The organism is Rhizobium sp. UGM030330-04 (genome assembly GCF_003208455.1).
Classification (GTDB): domain Bacteria; phylum Pseudomonadota; class Alphaproteobacteria; order Rhizobiales; family Rhizobiaceae; genus Agrobacterium; species Agrobacterium rhizogenes_A.
In genome coordinates this window covers 125117-140440 of sequence record NZ_QKML01000015.1, presented here as the reverse complement: position 1 = coordinate 140440, position 15324 = coordinate 125117, and the positions used below count along the sequence as shown (strand labels likewise).

18 protein-coding genes are annotated in these 15324 nt (G+C 60.9%); 9 read left to right on the top strand and 9 right to left on the bottom strand.

Annotation, left to right across the window (positions count from 1 at the left end; translation table 11 throughout):
• Window positions 1–100 precede the first annotated feature (100 nt).
• Window positions 101–1387 carry an SDR family oxidoreductase gene (locus N434_RS21435; protein ID WP_110760255.1) on the top strand — a complete coding sequence of 429 codons (1287 nt, stop codon included), beginning with the start codon at window positions 101–103 and terminating at the stop codon, window positions 1385–1387.
• Window positions 1387–1869 carry a DUF2269 family protein gene (locus tag N434_RS21430; protein WP_110760216.1) on the top strand — a complete coding sequence of 161 codons (483 nt, stop codon included), beginning with the start codon at window positions 1387–1389 and terminating at the stop codon, window positions 1867–1869. Before N434_RS21435 ends, N434_RS21430 begins: the two co-directional genes overlap by 1 nt.
• 6 nt (window positions 1870–1875) lie before the next feature.
• Here the strand turns inward: N434_RS21430 and N434_RS21425 are convergent, their stop codons facing one another.
• Together N434_RS21425 and N434_RS21420 are read right to left on the bottom strand one after the other, a co-directional pair.
• Complete coding sequence (locus N434_RS21425; RefSeq protein WP_110760215.1) at window positions 1876–2358, bottom strand: SRPBCC family protein; 483 nt, start codon at window positions 2356–2358, stop codon at window positions 1876–1878.
• Entirely contained in the window at window positions 2355–2714 is a 360-nt protein-coding gene (locus N434_RS21420) for an ArsR/SmtB family transcription factor (protein ID WP_181424039.1), read from the bottom strand. The genes N434_RS21425 and N434_RS21420 overlap by 4 nt, the downstream gene beginning before the upstream one ends.
• A gap of 143 nt (window positions 2715–2857) precedes the next feature.
• Here N434_RS21420 and N434_RS21415 point away from each other — a divergent pair, with 143 nt between their 5' ends.
• From N434_RS21415 to N434_RS21405, 3 genes are read left to right on the top strand one after another with little or no spacing between them, the layout of a single operon-like run.
• On the top strand, window positions 2858–3238 hold the full coding sequence (locus N434_RS21415; RefSeq protein WP_065113711.1) for a COG4315 family predicted lipoprotein: 381 nt from the start codon (window positions 2858–2860) through the stop codon (window positions 3236–3238).
• Window positions 3222–3779 (top strand): sigma-70 family RNA polymerase sigma factor, encoded by a 558-nt coding sequence (locus N434_RS21410; protein WP_174034381.1) that lies wholly within the window; start codon window positions 3222–3224, stop codon window positions 3777–3779. The genes N434_RS21415 and N434_RS21410 overlap by 17 nt, the downstream gene beginning before the upstream one ends.
• The gene (locus N434_RS21405) at window positions 3776–4564 is read left to right on the top strand and encodes an anti-sigma factor family protein (RefSeq protein WP_110760213.1); all 789 of its coding nucleotides are present in this window, start codon (window positions 3776–3778) and stop codon (window positions 4562–4564) included. Before N434_RS21410 ends, N434_RS21405 begins: the two co-directional genes overlap by 4 nt.
• A gap of 6 nt (window positions 4565–4570) precedes the next feature.
• Here N434_RS21405 and N434_RS21400 read toward each other — a convergent pair whose 3' ends face one another.
• Window positions 4571–5164, bottom strand: coding sequence for a LysE family translocator (locus tag N434_RS21400; RefSeq protein WP_065113714.1), 594 nt, complete (start codon window positions 5162–5164; stop codon window positions 4571–4573).
• A 162-nt stretch (window positions 5165–5326) separates the two neighbouring features.
• Here N434_RS21400 and N434_RS21395 point away from each other — a divergent pair, with 162 nt between their 5' ends.
• The gene (locus N434_RS21395) at window positions 5327–6172 is read left to right on the top strand and encodes an aldo/keto reductase (protein ID WP_110760212.1); all 846 of its coding nucleotides are present in this window, start codon (window positions 5327–5329) and stop codon (window positions 6170–6172) included.
• Window positions 6173–6319: 147 nt separating this feature from the next.
• On the opposite strand, the gene N434_RS21390 is transcribed toward N434_RS21395, so the two are convergent.
• The 4 genes from N434_RS21390 to N434_RS21375 form a co-directional block, all read right to left on the bottom strand.
• Window positions 6320–6853: an SRPBCC family protein gene (locus N434_RS21390; RefSeq protein WP_110760211.1), complete on the bottom strand. Its 534-nt coding sequence runs from the start codon at window positions 6851–6853 to the stop codon at window positions 6320–6322.
• A complete protein-coding gene (locus N434_RS21385; RefSeq protein ID WP_110760253.1) occupies window positions 6846–7214 on the bottom strand; it encodes an ArsR/SmtB family transcription factor in 369 nt (122 codons plus the stop codon). The genes N434_RS21390 and N434_RS21385 overlap by 8 nt, the downstream gene beginning before the upstream one ends.
• Before the next feature lie 132 nt (window positions 7215–7346).
• Window positions 7347–7919, bottom strand: a complete 573-nt coding sequence (gene ilvN, locus N434_RS21380) for an acetolactate synthase small subunit (protein ID WP_003507555.1) — start codon at window positions 7917–7919, stop codon at window positions 7347–7349.
• A 19-nt stretch (window positions 7920–7938) separates the two neighbouring features.
• On the bottom strand, window positions 7939–9732 hold the full coding sequence (locus N434_RS21375) for an acetolactate synthase 3 large subunit (protein ID WP_065113717.1): 1794 nt from the start codon (window positions 9730–9732) through the stop codon (window positions 7939–7941).
• Between the two features lie 381 nt (window positions 9733–10113).
• On the opposite strand from N434_RS21375, the gene N434_RS21370 reads away from it, so the two are divergent.
• Window positions 10114–12120 carry an ATP-binding protein gene (locus N434_RS21370; RefSeq protein ID WP_065113718.1) on the top strand — a complete coding sequence of 669 codons (2007 nt, stop codon included), beginning with the start codon at window positions 10114–10116 and terminating at the stop codon, window positions 12118–12120.
• A gap of 9 nt (window positions 12121–12129) precedes the next feature.
• On the opposite strand, the gene miaA is transcribed toward N434_RS21370, so the two are convergent.
• Window positions 12130–13026 carry a tRNA (adenosine(37)-N6)-dimethylallyltransferase MiaA gene (miaA, locus tag N434_RS21365; protein ID WP_110760210.1) on the bottom strand — a complete coding sequence of 299 codons (897 nt, stop codon included), beginning with the start codon at window positions 13024–13026 and terminating at the stop codon, window positions 12130–12132.
• Here miaA and serB point away from each other — a divergent pair.
• Window positions 13025–13915, top strand: coding sequence for a phosphoserine phosphatase SerB (gene serB / locus N434_RS21360; RefSeq protein WP_110760209.1), 891 nt, complete (start codon window positions 13025–13027; stop codon window positions 13913–13915). The two genes, miaA and serB, sit on opposite strands and share 2 nt — an antisense overlap.
• A complete protein-coding gene (locus N434_RS21355) occupies window positions 13912–14475 on the top strand; it encodes a GNAT family N-acetyltransferase (protein ID WP_065113721.1) in 564 nt (187 codons plus the stop codon). The genes serB and N434_RS21355 overlap by 4 nt, the downstream gene beginning before the upstream one ends.
• 24 nt (window positions 14476–14499) lie before the next feature.
• Here N434_RS21355 and N434_RS21350 read toward each other — a convergent pair whose 3' ends face one another.
• Window positions 14500–15249: an SDR family oxidoreductase gene (locus tag N434_RS21350; protein ID WP_110760208.1), complete on the bottom strand. Its 750-nt coding sequence runs from the start codon at window positions 15247–15249 to the stop codon at window positions 14500–14502.
• Between the last annotated feature and the right edge of the window lie 75 nt (window positions 15250–15324).

Here is a 15324-nt window from a genome sequence, read left to right as displayed (position 1 = left end):
GTCATGCGCAACAGAAAAAGAACGAAAGATGAATCATCCCGCCGGAATGCGGCAATAAAACACGGCTGGTTTTTGAGCCATGGTCGCTATCATGCCGGGTATGAAGATATTGATTCTCGGCGCGACAGGTTTCATCGGTTCGGAGGTTCTCAGAAGCCTGCATCTCCGTGGCCACCCCGTGACGGGGCTTGCGCGTTCGGTTACCCGCGCCCGCGACAAATGGCCTTTCACGAACTGGATTTCCGCCGACCTTGCCCGCATGACACGCGTGTCGGACTGGGATGCGCTGGTCGGGGATCACGACGCCATCGTCAATTGCGCCGGCGCGCTTCAGGACGGTCTGTCGGACGATCTTGCCGCGACACAGGAAAAAGCGATGCTGGCGCTTTACGAGGCGGCGGCACAGGCGGGCGGCAGGCTGCTGATCCAGATATCGGCCCGCACGGCGGGGGCCGCAGCCGACCTGCCCTTTCTCGCCACAAAACGCCGCGCCGACGCGGCACTGGCCGCAAGCGGCCTGCCCTGCGTCATTCTTCGCCCCGCGCTGGTTGTCGGGCGCAATGCCCATGGCGGCACGGCACTTGTGCGCGCGCTCGCCAGCTTTCCCCTCACGTTGCCGCTCGTCAATGGCACGATGCCGGTCCAAACGGTCGCGGTCGAAGATGTTGCGGCAGCCGTCAACGCGGCGATCGACGGCGAAATTCCACCTGGCAGCGATCTCGAACTCGCCGCGGATGAAGCACTGACATTGCAGGATGTGGTCGCCACGCACCGGCAATGGCTCGGCCTGCCCCCTGCCCCCGTCATAAATCTTCCGTCGGCGCTCATGCACCCTGTCAGCCTTGTGGCGGACGCCGCAGGCGCGCTCGGCTGGCGCTCGCCGCTTCGTTCAACCGCCATGACGGTGATGTCGGAAGGCATCGTGACGGAAAATGAAACGGGACCGAGGATGGCGTCGCTCAAGACCCTGAAACAGACGCTGGCCGCCCACCCTTCCGGCGTGCAGGACCTTTGGTTTGCCAGATCCTATCTGCTCAAACCGCTGGTCATCCTCTGCCTGTCTTTATTCTGGCTGCTGTCCGGCCTCGTGCCGCTGCTGAACATCAATGGAGCAGCGGCGCATTTTCTGCCCTTCATGCCGCAGGCATCGGCTGTCACCCTCACACTCGCCACCTGCCTCATCGATATCGCCCTCGGCGTCACCGTCCTGCTGCGGCCGCTCGCCAGAAAGGCGCTCATCGGCATGCTGCTGGTCAGCGCTGCTTACCTCGCCGGCGGCAGCCTGCTGGAACCGGGCCTGTGGTTCGATCCGCTCGGCCCCTTGGTCAAGGTCCTGCCTTCCATCGCCCTGACACTTGTTGCCCTCGCCACGCTGGATGAACGCTGATGACGCTTGAGGAACTGCTGCGGCTTGCCCATGTCATCGGCGCAACGGTGCTGTTCGGCACCGGCGCGGGCATCGCATTTTTCATGGTCATGGCACGGCGAACGGCAAACCCGGCGCTGATCGCGCATGTGGCGGGCACGGTCGTCATTGCCGATACGATCTTCACCGCCACGGCGGCGATCATCCAGCCGGTGACCGGCTATTTTCTCGCGCGCATCATCGGCTGGCCGCTGACCGAAGGCTGGATCGCCCTTTCGCTTGGCCTTTACGTCTTCACCGGCATTTTCTGGCTGCCGGTGGTGTGGATACAGATCCAACTGCGCAATATCGCCAGAGACTGCGCCGCTACGGGACAGGCCCTGTCGGCGCAATGGTTCCGTCTTTACCGCATCTGGTTCGCCTGCGGTTTCCCCGCTTTCTTTGCGGTCCTCGGCATCATCTGGCTGATGCTCAACAAGCCGGATATTGCCCTGTTCGGCTGATGCCGTTCAATGGGCCGCCTGCTTTTCGACAAGCTGCGCCAGCTGCTCCGCAACCGTGTTCCAGCCATCGAAGAACCCCATCTCCGCGTGCTTATCGCGATCCACAGGGTTTCTGTGCATGGCATAGGCCACATATTCCATGCCCTCGGGATGATCGCGAAACTGCATGACGGCGGTGAGGAACGGTTGGGCGGAGGGGCGGAAACCCGCAATCAGCGCATCGGTGAAAACCAGACGCTCTCCATCATCCACCGCCAGAAAACAGCCGCTGATATGGTCGCCGAATGCCGTACCATCCTCGCTGTAGCGGGTCTCGAAGGCGCCGCCGGGATAAAGCTCCATTTTTTCCACCCGGCACTGGCCGGGATGTGGCACCCACCATTGTTCAAGGCTGTTCTTGTCCACCCATGCATTCCACACAAGCCGGCGCGGCGCCCTTATGATGCGTGAAATCTTCAGGTCGAGATCGGGATTGAAAGTCTCGGTCATTGCTCATTCTCCCCTTTGCCGGACATCCTGTCCTGTTGCGCCATGACGAATTGTTCGAGCCGGTCCGTGCGGCCTTCCCAGATGGCGCGCTGTTGCGAAAGCCAGCCGTCAAGCATGGAAAACCGCTGTTTCTCCAGCGAGCAGAACCGGACACGGCCCTGCTTGCGCGTCACGATCAGCCCGGCCTCTTCCAGCTGGCGAATGTGTTTCATGAAGGAAGGCAGGGCCATGTCGAAGGGTTCGGCCAGCGTTCCGATGCTCGCCTCCCCGCCGCCCAGCCTCAGGATCACCGCCCTGCGGGTCGGATCGGCAAGAGACTGGAAGATATCGTCGAGCGCGTCTGAATAGTTTTCCATAAGGCTAACTATCACGACGCAACACTTAGCTCAATGGATAAGTTTAAAAATCGCGAAAATTTCGCGATCCCGTGGAATAAAGCCGCCGCCTGCGGTGTCTCTTGGTGTGCTGGCGGCTTGAGCCCGCCCGAACCAAGGAGGATATGTCCATGAAGATCCGCTTTATCGTTCCCGCCCTCATTCTGGCCTTTGCCGGAACGGCCTATGCCGCCCCTGCGGTCGAAACGGTCAAGACCGCCAAAGGCAATGTGCTGGCAGGCGAAAAAGGCATGACGCTCTACACTTTCAAGAACGACAAGAAGGGCGTATCCAATTGTTATGACAAATGCGCCACGAACTGGCCGCCGTTTTTCGCGGCCACCGGCGACAAAGCGGAAGGCGCCTATTCCCTCGTGACACGCAAGGATGGCAAGATGCAGTGGGCAAAGGACGGCATGCCGCTTTATTACTGGATCAAGGATACCAAGAAGGGCGACGCCACCGGCGATGGCATGAACGGTGTATGGGATGCCGCAAAACCCTGACGGCATGACTGGAAAAACGCGGGGGAGCCTCTCCCCCGCAGCCGGCAGCTTCGAGGCGGAGATGCTGGCCCTGATACCCATGCTGCGCCGTTATTCCCGCAGCCTTTCCCGCTCCGACGCCGACGGCGAGGACCTTCTGCAGGACTGCGTGGAAAAGGCCCTTGCCAATAAAAGGCAATGGCGCGGAACAGGTTTGAAATCATGGGCTTACACGATAATGACGAATCTTTATCGCAACCGCTATCGCGCCGAGAAACGTCACCCGTCAGAAAGCCTCGAGGGCCATGAAACCATCGCCGTCGCCGACACGCTTTCCGATACGCTGGAGAATGACCGGCTGCACGGCGCGCTCGCCCTTCTTGCCCCGGATATGCGGGCTGTGCTGATGCTGGTGACGGTGGAAGGCTACAGCTACCAGGAGGCGGCCGAGATGCTGTCGATCCCGCTCGGCACCGTCATGTCCAGACTGTCCCGCGCCCGCGAAACCCTTCGTCAGCAGCTGGCGGCGGACAATATCATTCCCCTGCGGAGACCACGATGAAACGGCCCGACGCCATAACCGAAGACGACCTGCACGCCTATGTCGACGGGCTTCTTTCCGACGACGACCGCGCGGCTGTCGAGGCGTGGCTCGCAGAAAGACCTGAAGAGCAGGCCCGTGTGCAGGATTGGAAACAACAGGCCGATAGTCTTCGCAACGCCTTCGCCTCCTATGCAGCCGCACATCCGCATGATGCATCGTTGCTTGGCCCGCAAGAACCGGGCCGACCATGGCGGCTGAAACCGGCTCTCCTGAAAACGGCGGCGGCCCTCATGATCTTCGTCGCGGGTGCCGCAGCCGGCAGGCTTCTGCCATCGTCTTTTTCCACCCCCCAGGACGTGACGCTGGCATCGCTGACGACGGATATTCCGGCACAGGCGAAATCCGCCTATCTCATCTATGCGAGCGAGGTGCGCCATCCCGTCGAAGTCGGCGCCGGAGAGCAGCAGCATCTCGCGACATGGCTCGGCAAGCGGCTCGGCTATCCCTTCGCCATCCCCGATCTCTCGAAGATCGGCTATGACCTCGTCGGTGGACGCCTCATCCCCGTCAGCGGCAAGCCGGGCGCGATGCTGATGTATCAGGACAAGACCGGCCGCCGGGTGACGGTGCTGATCGGCCACAACGAGGAAAACCGCACCACCAGTTTCCGCATGGCGAGCGCCGACGGCATCGAGACCTTCTACTGGATCGACAACGAACTGGGTTACGCCGTGTCGGCCGAACTGACACGCGACGAGGTGCAGGCGATCGCCGAGGAATGTTACCGGCAGTTCCCGACGTAAAGACTGTTATTTCAGCATTGGCCAGAGGCTGATGACGAGCAGCACGGCCATGGTGATGTTGAACCATTTGAGCCGCACCGGCACGGATAGCCAGTCGCGCAGCGCAGAGCCGAAACCGGCCCAGGTGGAAACGCTGGGCAGATTGACGGCGGCGAAGGCCACACCGACGACCAGAACGGTGACGAAATATTGCGCCTCGTTGGTATAGGTCGCCATCGCCGTCACCGCCATCACCCAGGCTTTGGGATTGACCCACTGAAACGCGGCGGCGGCAAGAAAGCTCATCGGCTGCGTAGCGGCCGTATCTTCATTCAGGCTGCGGGAAGTGCCGATCTTCCACGCGATCCAGACGAGATAGAGCCCGCCCGCGAATTTCAGCCCGGTATAGAGCAGCGGCACCGAATGCAGCAGCGCCCCGAGACCGAAACCGACCCCGATCAACAGCGACAGGAACCCCGCCCCGATACCCAGCATATGCGGAATGGTGCGGCGGAACCCGAAATTCACGCCGGAAGCAAAAAGCATCATATTGTTCGGGCCGGGCGTGATGGAGGTGGTGAAGGCAAACAGCACCAGGGCAACGAAAGTTTCAACGGTCATGGTCTCTCCTGTGCTGGGGACCCTAGCCATGGGACAACCATCAGACCACCCCATCAGACAGATGGACGGGGTCAATTTTTTTGATGGATCGATCCCCGCCATGCCGGGTTTGAGAAGTTGGAGCAAAGGGCTATTCTCAGTCGACAACGCTGGAGCGAAACGATGTATGACGACATTCCTTCCGTTAGCCTTCCATCCGGAAAAGAGGTTCCAGCCCTTGGCCTCGGCACCTGGAACATGGGAGAGACAAGATCATCCGCACCACAGGAAGTCGAAAGCATCCGCAAGGCGATCGATCTCGGCATGAGGCTGATCGACACGGCTGAAATGTATGCGGACGGCCGATCGGAAGAGGTGGTCGGCACGGCAATCGCCGGCCGCCGGGACAACGTGTTTCTGGTCAGCAAGGTCTATCCCTGGAACGCCAGCGCCAAAGGCACGGCAGAGGCCTGCGAGCGCAGCCTTGCAAGGCTCGGCACCGACCATATCGACCTCTATCTGCTGCACTGGCGCGGCGAGCACCCGCTCGAAGAAACCGTGGCGGCTTTCGAAAGGCTGAAGAGGGATGGCAAGATCGGCGACTGGGGCGTCTCCAATTTCGATACCGACGACATGGAGGAGCTTTTCGCCGTGCCAGATGGCAAAAACTGCGCCGCCAATCAGGTGCTTTACAATCTGTCCCGGCGCGGGCCGGAATTTTCGCTGCTGCCCTGGTGCCAGCAGCATGGTGTGCCGCTGATGGCCTATTCTCCCATAGAGCAGGGCCGCATCCTGAAGAACCACGAACTCATCCGCATCGCCAAGGCCTATCAGGCGACACCGGCGCAGCTGGCGCTGGCCTTTCTGCTGGAGAGAGATGGCGTCATCGCCATCCCGAAATCCGCCAGCGCCTCCCGTGTCGAGGAAAATCGCGGCGCGACCGATCTTGAGATAACCGAGGAAGACTGGGCCGCCCTCGACACCGCATTCCCGCCACCGACGCGCAAGACAGCATTGGAAATGCTCTGACGGAACATGGGGTTAAGAGACATTCCGGAATCGGGTGCTGAAGCGGTTGAATCGGAACGTGAGAAGCGGGACGACACCGCCGCGCCACCGGAAGCGCCAGTAGCGGCGCGGCAAGCCGCGCCGTCAGGCCCGAGGGCCGAGCGTATCTTATGAGGGTATGCGCTGCTCGTATTCTTTCCGCAGCGCCAGCCAGGCATCCCAGAAAGGTCCCGGTTCCTTCTCCTGAAGGCGGGCCGCGAGAATATCGAGATGCGCGTGCCAGCCGGAGCTGACATCGAGCCTGGTCTTCCTGTCAACCAGCCGGCGGTGAACCAGCGTCAGCAGCACATCCTTGCCCAGAGCCTGAAGCTCGATCGATACCTCGCCGCCTTCGCCCCAGCTGAAGACAAGGCGATGCGGCGGAACGACGGTAATGATGCGGGATGCCATCTTTTCCTCTTCGGAAAAGCCCTCCGGCCGGCGACCGGGCGGATTTGAAAGCTCGTCGTTGCGCCAGACCAATTCGAATGGCGCATCGGGTGCCAGCCGCATTTCGCCTGATGCCAGCCAGCGGCGGCGAAGATCGCTTTGCGTCAGATAGGCCCACACCCGCTCGATCGGTCCCGGCAACAGCCGCTCGATCTTCAGGGTTGCGGGCTCCACGAGCTGACCATAGGTGTCAGCCATTGCAATATCAGCCATTGTCATTTCCTCCATCTGCAGGGGGTTTTCCCTGATCGTCCTCCCGGAGCATCTGCTCAAGAATATCGAGACGGCTGTTCCAGAACTGCCGGTAGAAGCCCAGCCATTCATGCGCCTGCGCCAGCGGTTCCGGCGCCAGCCGGCAAACATGGGTGCGCCCCCTCACCTCGCGGCGGATAAGCCCGGCATTTTCCAGCGCCTTGATGTGCTTGGAAGCCGCAGCCAGCGATATGTCGAACGGCTCGGCCAACTGGCTTACCGTCCGCTCGCCAAGGGAAAGGTCACGCAGCATCGTGCGCCGCGTCGCGTCGCCAAGAGCATGAAAGACAGTGTCGAGTTGTGGAACAGATAATTCAACCATGTTGTTGAATATAGACTGCCAGCCACAAAAGTCAACCATATGGTTGAATATTGATTGACGGAGACGAAGCGCATAAAAAAACCCGCGGCGAACCGCGGGCTTATATTCCGGCATCTGCGCCGAACAGGGAGATTACATCCCCTGCGAACCGCGGTTCATCGCGGCAATGCCCGTGCGGCAGATCTCGATCAGGCCGAGCGGCTTGATGATGGCCACGAACTGGTCGATCTTTGACGACTTGCCGGTGATTTCGAAGATGAAATGCTCGACAGTCGCATCCACCACCTTGGCCTGAAACGCATCGGCAAGGCGCAGCGCTTCGGCACGGACTTCGCCCGTACCAGCCACCTTGATAAGCGCCACTTCGCGCTCGATCGGCCGCTCCTGTCCCAGCTCGCGGGCGCGAACGGTGAGGTCGAGAACCCGGTGCACCGGCACGATGCGCTCCAGCTGCGCCTTGATCTGCTCCAGCACGATCGGTGTGCCGCGCGTGACGATGGTGATGCGCGACAGATGCGCTTCATGTTCCGTTTCCGAAACCGTCAGGCTTTCGATGTTGTAGCCGCGGCCGGAGAACAGGCCGATGACCCGGGCGAGAACGCCCGGCTCGTTGCTGACCAGAACCGACAGCGTGTGATTTTCGACGGCAGCCGTTTCCTTCTGGATGAAATAGGCGGAGCCGGTGGGTTGTAGGTGTGCGTTCATGTCCTTTTCCTCTCCCGGCTCAGACTAGCTGACGGCCCTTGGCGTCAATGGCGTTGGCAACCGCTTCATCCGTCGCCTCGTCCGGCAACAGCATCTCGTTATGGGCTTTACCAGACGGGATCATCGGGAAGCAATTGGCAAGATTGGCGACGCGGCAGTCGAAGATGACGGGCTTCTTGACCGCGATCATCTCGGCAATCTTGTCATCCAGTTCCTTCGGATCGTCGCAATACATGCCGACCGCGCCATAGGCTTCCGCCAGCTTGACGAAATCAGGCATGGCTTCCGTATAGGAATTGGACAGGCGGTTGCCGTGCAGCAGCTGCTGCCATTGGCGCACCATGCCCATATACTGGTTGTTGAGAATGAAAATCTTCACCGGCAGGCCGTACTGGATGGCGCAGGACATTTCCTGAATGCACATCTGGATCGAGGCGTCACCGGCAATGTCGATGACCAGTGCGTCCGGATGCGCGACCTGAACGCCGATGGCCGCCGGCAGGCCGTAGCCCATGGTGCCGAGACCGCCCGAGGTCATCCAGTGATTGGGCTCCTCGAAACCGAAGAACTGCGCCGCCCACATCTGATGCTGGCCGACTTCGGTAGTGATGTAGGTGTCGCGTCCCTTCGAAGCCTCATAAAGCCGCTGCAAGGCATATTGCGGCATGATGACATCTTTGGAATTCTTGTAGGCGAAGGAATTGCGGGCGCGCCAGCGCTCGATCTGCGCCCACCAGTCGGCGGTCTGCGCCTTTTCCGGCTTCTTCGGCAGAGCGCGCCACAGGCGAACCATATCTTCCAGAACATGGCCGACATCGCCGATAACAGGAACATCGACGCGAACCGTCTTGTTGATCGAGGACGGGTCGATGTCGATGTGGATCTTCTTGGAGTTCGGCGAGAAGGCATTGATGCGGCCGGTAATTCGGTCGTCGAAACGCGCGCCGACGCAGACCAGAACGTCGCAATCATGCATCGTCATATTGGCTTCGTAGGAACCGTGCATGCCCAGCATGCCGAGCCAGTTCTTGCCGGAAGCCGGATAAGCGCCGAGACCCATCAGCGTCGAGGTGATCGGGAAGCCGGTCAGCTCGACCAGTTCGCGCAGCAAACGGGTGGCTTCCGGGCCGGAATTGATGACGCCGCCGCCGGTATAGAAAACCGGCTTCTTCGCCTTCGACATCAGCTCGATGGCCGCATGAATGGCGTTCAGATCGCCCTGAACCTTCGGCTTGTAGCTCTTCTGCTGAACGGAGGCGGAAGGCGGCGTATAGGTGCCGGTGGCGAACTGGATGTCCTTCGGAATATCAACGACGACAGGACCGGGACGACCCGTCTGCGCGATGCGGAAAGCCTCGTGAATGATGCCCGCCAGTTCATTGACGTCCTTGACCAGCCAGTTGTGCTTGGTGCAGGGGCGCGTGATGCCGACGGTATCGCATTCCTGAAACGCGTCGGAACCGATCAGCGTGGTGGGAACCTGGCCGGACAGGCAGACGAGCGGAATGGAATCCATCAGCGCATCCTGCAGCGGGGTAACCGCATTTGTCGCGCCGGGGCCGGACGTGACGAGCATGACGCCAACCTTGCCGGTGGAACGGGCATAACCTTCGGCGGCGTGGCCAGCGCCCTGCTCGTGGCGCACGAGAATGTGCTGGATGTCTTCCTGCTGGAAAATCTCGTCATAGATCGGAAGCACGGCACCACCAGGGTAACCGAAGATGTGCTCGACGCCATTGTCCTTCAGCGCCTGCAGAACGATCTCCGCCCCTGTCATGCGATTGCTGTTTTCCGTATTGTCCTTATCCGTCATTGCCTGTTTCCATCCCGCTTTGGCTTTGGATATCGAGGAGCCCGAGGGCCTGTTTGAAGACATAAAAAAAGGCCCCTAGAGGAGCCTCGTTCAGCGCATGGGTGCTTTCGCCGGATGGTTACACCATCCTGCCCATGCGCCGTCCCACCACGATAAGTACGTTAAGATTTTTCATGGGCCGGAGTGTTAGCCAGAAAAGCGCCTGTCGTCAACGCATATTGCGGAAAAAATCGGCGGCCGCTTCTTTTATTGCGAAAAAGCATAGGCCCACGAAATTTTCGAACGCGATTGATACACCTGTTGTTAAATATAATCTTTTATTCTCGAAGACGCAGATACTGCCCGAACCACCGCGATCATCCGCATGTCCCGGGATACGATGTGAACAATAGCGAGATTCATAAAGCGTCCCGCGCGGACGAAAACGAACGGCGATCCGATCAGCAACCGGCAAACCGCATGCTTGGCCGTGTCATCGCCTGCGACGGTGCCCATGCGACAATCGCCGCTGAAACGGAACCGGGTTCCACCGATATTGCGCAGCTCTGGTCCGTCGGACGCCTGATCTCCATCGAAATGGGAACGAGCCGTGTTGCGGCACTGGTCTTCGCCATGCGCACCGATGAAAGATACTGGTCGTCGGACAGGGCGAACAGGCTGTTGATCGACGTGGAACTGGTGGGAGAAGTCTACCGTACCGAAGACGGCAGCGAACGCTTCTCCTCCGGCATTTCCCGTTACCCCTATCTCGGTGCGGTAGCGCATCGCATCCGCACCAGTGACCTCGCCAGGATTTACGACAGCGGCAAGCGCGACAGCTGCATCATCGGCAAGCTGACGCAGGACGAGACGATCGGTGCCTCCATCAGCATTCCCCAGATGCTTTCGAAACACTTCGCGGTCGTGGGTTCGACAGGCGTGGGCAAGACCACCGCGGTGTCCCTGCTGCTGCACAAGGCGATCGAGACAGACCCGAAACTGCGCGTTCTCATTCTCGATCCGCATAACGAATTCGCCGCCGCCTTTCCGGATCATTCTGTCGTCATCGATACCGACACGCTCGACCTTCCTTTCTGGCTGATGCGCCTTGAGGAATTTACGGAGGTGATCTTCCGTGGCCGCAAACCCGTGCCGGAAGAGATGGATGTTCTGCGCGAAGTCATCCCGGAGGCGAAAAAGGCATTTCGCGGTACCGAAGGCTCCGCCGTCCGCCGCACCTCCGACAAGAGCGCGATCACGCCGGACACGCCGATCCCCTACCGCATGGCCGATCTTCTGGCCTTCATCGACGAGCGCATCGGGCGGCTGGAAGGGCGCGGCGAAAAGCCGGCGCTGCGTTCGCTGAAAGGCCGCATCCTCTCGGCCATCAACGACCCCCGCTATAATTTCATGTTCTCCAGCAATACGATCAGTGACACCATTCTGGAGACGGTGGCGCATATCTTCCGTATTCCCGGCGAAGGCAGGCCGATTTCAGTGTTCCAGCTGTCGGGCATTCCCTCCGAAGTCGTCAATTCGGTGGTCTCCGTCCTCTGCCGTATGTCCTTCGAGCTTGCCGTTCTCGCACGCGGATCGCTGCACATGCTGGTCGTCTGCGAAGAAGCCCACCGCTATGTTCCCGCCGACCCCGAACGCGGCTTTTTCCCCACCCGGCAATCCATCGCCCAGATTGCCAAGGAAGGCCGCAAATACGGCATTTCGCTCGGCGTCATCAGCCAGCGGCCGAGCGAACTGGACCAGACCATCCTGTCGCAGTGCTCGACCGTTTTTGCCATGCGGCTCTCGAACGAGATCGACCAGAAGATCATCCTGTCTGCCGTTCCGAACGCCTCGGCTTCGACCACCAGCTTTTTGTCGTCCATCGGCAATGGTGAGGCCATCGCCTTCGGCGAGGCTGTCGGTGTGCCGATGCGCATGCGCTTCGACCGGGTGCCCATGAGCAAATTGCCGAAGGCGAGCGGTACGGTCAGCCACGCCCCCCACGAGACGCCGGATACCGTCGACCTGAACAACATCGTCACCCGCATGCGTGCCGCAGCCAGGCCGGTCATCACCGGCTTCCAGCAAAGCGTCGAGGCGGCCTTCTCCGATCAGCAGGAGCCGCTGCCGCCCCACGGGAAGGCCGACGATATCGACAGCTGGAAGCGTGAACTGGGTCCGACGACGGAAGGGGGATACGAACCCTATCGCCCCGACATGCTGCCCGGCCGCACGCCGCCAGCACCGCAAAATCCGGCGAGGACGGACAGCGCCTCGGGAGCCGTCAACGAATTGCGCAAGGCCGGCTTCCAGATGCAGGCGCAAAGCGGCCCGCCCGCCGATACACGCCCTTCGCTGCGCGAAAGCCTGCTGAAAAAACCGCTCGGCAGTCTTTACCGCAAGGATTGACGCCGGCTTTCAGGGCTGGATGCGGGTCCAGTCTTCTCCCATCTGGTTGCGGAACCAGGTCATCTGCCGTTTGGCATATTGGCGGGTTGCGGTGGCCGATTTTTCGATCACCTCGGCCTCACCCATGCGTCCGGCCAGCATATCGGCGATCTGGGCAACGCCAATCGCCTTCATCGCCGTTGCGTCGGGCGCAAGCCTGAGCGCGAGAAGCGCCTCCACCTCCTCCACCGCGCCGCTGTCCATCATGGCCTCGAAACGCCGGTTGATGCGCTCATGAAGCACCGGCCTTTCCGGCAGGACGACGAATTTTTGTGCGCGGTCGGGATCGACAATCACCGGGCCTCGGGCCTGCTGGAAATCCCGGATCGATTTTCCGGTCGTCTCGAGCACTTCCAGCGCCCGGACGATGCGCTGCCCGTCTCCCGGCTGGAGCATTTCCGCCGTGGCCGGGTCACGGCGGGATAATGCGGCGTGAAGTGTCGCCGCCCCTTCCGCGACCAGTCGGGCGCGAAAACCCTCGCGGATGTCATCGGGAATTGCGGGCATGTCGGAGAGGCCACCCGTCAGTGCCTTGAAATAAAGCCCCGTGCCACCGACGATGACAGGAAAACGCCCCTGCCCGCGCAGGTCGGAAAGCAGGGCGGAGATATCCCGCAGCCATTCTCCCGTCGAATAGAGGTTGCGCGCCGGCACATGGCCGTAGAGAAGATGCGGCACCCCCGCCATTTCCTCTTCCGAAGGCCGGGCGGTCAGCACCCGCAGCGTATCGTAAACCTGCATGCTGTCGGCATTGATGACAACACCGTTACGCTCCCGCGCCAGACGAAGCGCAAGCGCGGACTTGCCGCTTGCCGTCGGGCCGGTTATCAGGATCGCATCAAAATTCTCATCAAGGTTTTTCATCATGGCTCTCGTTGCCACGCTTATCGCCAATCCGTCAAATCCTGTTCTGACACCGGCCCTCGGCGAAGCGGCCGCGAAGGCCGTCAATGCGTCAGGCCTTTACTGGCTGGCGGATGGCATCGCCTGCGATATCGCTTTGCCCGAAGGAACGGATATGGCGACGGCGGATCGTCTCCTGCGCCTGGCAATCATCGACCGGAAAATCGATATCGTCATCCAGGAGCAGGACCAGCGCCGCAAGAAGCTGCTGATCGCCGATATGGATTCGACCATGATCGGCCAGGAATGCATCGACGAGCTGGCCGCTGAAGTGGGTCTGAAGGACAAGGTCTCCGCTATTACCGCCCGCGCCATGAATGGCGAGATCGCCTTCGAACCGGCATTGCTCGAACGTGTGGCGCTGCTGAAAGGCCTCCCGGTTTCGGTCATTGATGATGTCATCGAAAAGCGCATCACCCTCACCCCCGGTGGCAGGGAGCTTATCGCCACCATGAAAGCGAAAGGCTATTACACCGCCCTCGTTTCCGGCGGCTTCACAGTCTTCACCGGCCGCGTCGCAGCCATGCTGGGTTTTGACGAGAACCGCGCCAATCTGCTCGGTGAAGCCAATGGCGAGCTTGACGGCACGGTGGCCGAGCCGATCCTCGGCAAGCAGGCCAAGGTGGATGCGCTGAACGATATCGCCTCAAAGCTCGGCATCTCGCCGGAAGAGGCCATGGCGGTCGGCGATGGCGCCAACGATCTCGGTATGCTGCATCTGGCCGGCGCGGGTGTTGCCCTGCACGCCAAGCCGGCCGTGGCGGCCGAAGCACAGATGCGCATCGACCACGGTGATCTGACCGCGCTTCTTTACATTCAGGGCTATCGCAAGACGGATTTTGTCACTCCATGATCATCCGCGAGACACCAAGACTCATTCTGCGCGAGTGGAAGGAGAGCGATCGTGACCTGTTCCGCGAAATCAACGCCGACGAAAAGGTCATGGAGTTTTTTCCCTTCCGCCGCAGCCATGCGGAAGCGGACGCCGTGCTGGAAACCATCAACGGCATGATCCGTGGCAGCGGTTATGGCTTTTACGCCATGGAATTGCGCGAGACCGGCGAGGTTATGGGTTTTTGCGGCATATCGCCCGTCATGAACCTCGACCCGCCCTTCCCGCTCGGAACCATGGAGATCGGCTGGCGGCTCGCCACCCGCTTCTGGGGGCACGGCTATGTGACGGAAGCCGCGCAATCGCTGCTCGTCATGGCCTTCGATGAAAAGGAAACGCCGGAAATCGTCTCCTTCGCCGTCCATAACAACCAGCGTTCGACGGCGGTAATGGAGCGCATCGGCCTGAAGCGCGACCCCTCCCGCGATTTCGATCATCCGCGCGTACCGGAAGAAACGCACCCCCATCTGCGACCACACGTGACCTATGCGCTGACGCTGGAGGAATGGCGGACGCGGTAACGCCCCGCCCACCAGTTCCGGAGTTTATTTCACCGCCGCGTTGCCGCCATCGGCAAACAGCGCCGAACCGGCCACGAAGCTCGCCATCGGGCTGGCGAGGAAAAGCGCGGCTTGCGCAATTTCTTCCGGCTCGGCGATGCGCTTCATCGCATGCAGGCCGGCGGCCCATTCCTTCTGGGCCGCATCTCCGGCGGCAGGTGTATCGACCCCGCCGGGCAGCAACGCGTTGGCGCGAATACCCCTGACGGCATAGTCGGCGGTAACGCCTTTTACGAGCCCCATCAACGCCGCCTTCGCAGCCCCATACGCCGTCATGCCCGGTATGCCGACGCTGGTACCGACAAAGCTCGAGGTGAAGACGATGGACCCGCCACCCCGCGTCAACATCGGCGGAATCTGGCAACGCGCGCCCAGAAAGGCAGAGGTGAGATTGACGTTAAACACATGCTCCCATTCCTCGGGCGAAATCTCCGCCAGCGGCTTCATGACCCCGACCGCGCCGGCATTATTGACGGCGATATCGAGACCGCCGAAGACGCTCTCGGCCGCATCCGTAAGCCGGTAATGGGTTTCGGCAACACCGGCATCGCCCGCCACCGTATGGACGCGGCCGCCAGCCTCGCGAATTTCAGCGGCGACCTCTTCCAGAGCCGCAGCACCCCGCGCATTGATAACGACAGCCGCCCCTTGAGCGGCGAACAGCTTTGCCGTCGCCCGGCCGATGCCGGATGACGCGCCGGTGATGATGGCAACCTTGTTTTCGAGCAATTTCATATCCTTGGTCTCCTTTGATGGCGACCAAGGATTAGAGAGAGGTCGGGATCGTAACCACCCGATTCCTGCCGGACC

Coding starts and splice junctions, on each gene's coding strand:
- N434_RS21435 (WP_110760255.1), top strand. CDS start 101: ATGAAGATATTGATTCTCGGCGCGACAGGTTTCATCGGTTCGGAGGTT.
- N434_RS21430 (WP_110760216.1), top strand. CDS start 1,387: ATGACGCTTGAGGAACTGCTGCGGCTTGCCCATGTCATCGGCGCAACG.
- N434_RS21425 (WP_110760215.1), bottom strand. CDS start 2,358: ATGACCGAGACTTTCAATCCCGATCTCGACCTGAAGATTTCACGCATC.
- N434_RS21420 (WP_181424039.1), bottom strand. CDS start 2,714: ATGGAAAACTATTCAGACGCGCTCGACGATATCTTCCAGTCTCTTGCC.
- N434_RS21415 (WP_065113711.1), top strand. CDS start 2,858: ATGTCCATGAAGATCCGCTTTATCGTTCCCGCCCTCATTCTGGCCTTT.
- N434_RS21410 (WP_174034381.1), top strand. CDS start 3,222: ATGCCGCAAAACCCTGACGGCATGACTGGAAAAACGCGGGGGAGCCTC.
- N434_RS21405 (WP_110760213.1), top strand. CDS start 3,776: ATGAAACGGCCCGACGCCATAACCGAAGACGACCTGCACGCCTATGTC.
- N434_RS21400 (WP_065113714.1), bottom strand. CDS start 5,164: ATGACCGTTGAAACTTTCGTTGCCCTGGTGCTGTTTGCCTTCACCACC.
- N434_RS21395 (WP_110760212.1), top strand. CDS start 5,327: ATGTATGACGACATTCCTTCCGTTAGCCTTCCATCCGGAAAAGAGGTT.
- N434_RS21390 (WP_110760211.1), bottom strand. CDS start 6,853: ATGGCTGATATTGCAATGGCTGACACCTATGGTCAGCTCGTGGAGCCC.
- N434_RS21385 (WP_110760253.1), bottom strand. CDS start 7,214: ATGGTTGAATTATCTGTTCCACAACTCGACACTGTCTTTCATGCTCTT.
- ilvN (WP_003507555.1), bottom strand. CDS start 7,919: ATGAACGCACACCTACAACCCACCGGCTCCGCCTATTTCATCCAGAAG.
- N434_RS21375 (WP_065113717.1), bottom strand. CDS start 9,732: ATGACGGATAAGGACAATACGGAAAACAGCAATCGCATGACAGGGGCG.
- serB (WP_110760209.1), top strand. CDS start 13,025: ATGGCTCTCGTTGCCACGCTTATCGCCAATCCGTCAAATCCTGTTCTG.
- miaA (WP_110760210.1), bottom strand. CDS start 13,026: ATGATGAAAAACCTTGATGAGAATTTTGATGCGATCCTGATAACCGGC.
- N434_RS21355 (WP_065113721.1), top strand. CDS start 13,912: ATGATCATCCGCGAGACACCAAGACTCATTCTGCGCGAGTGGAAGGAG.
- N434_RS21350 (WP_110760208.1), bottom strand. CDS start 15,249: ATGAAATTGCTCGAAAACAAGGTTGCCATCATCACCGGCGCGTCATCC.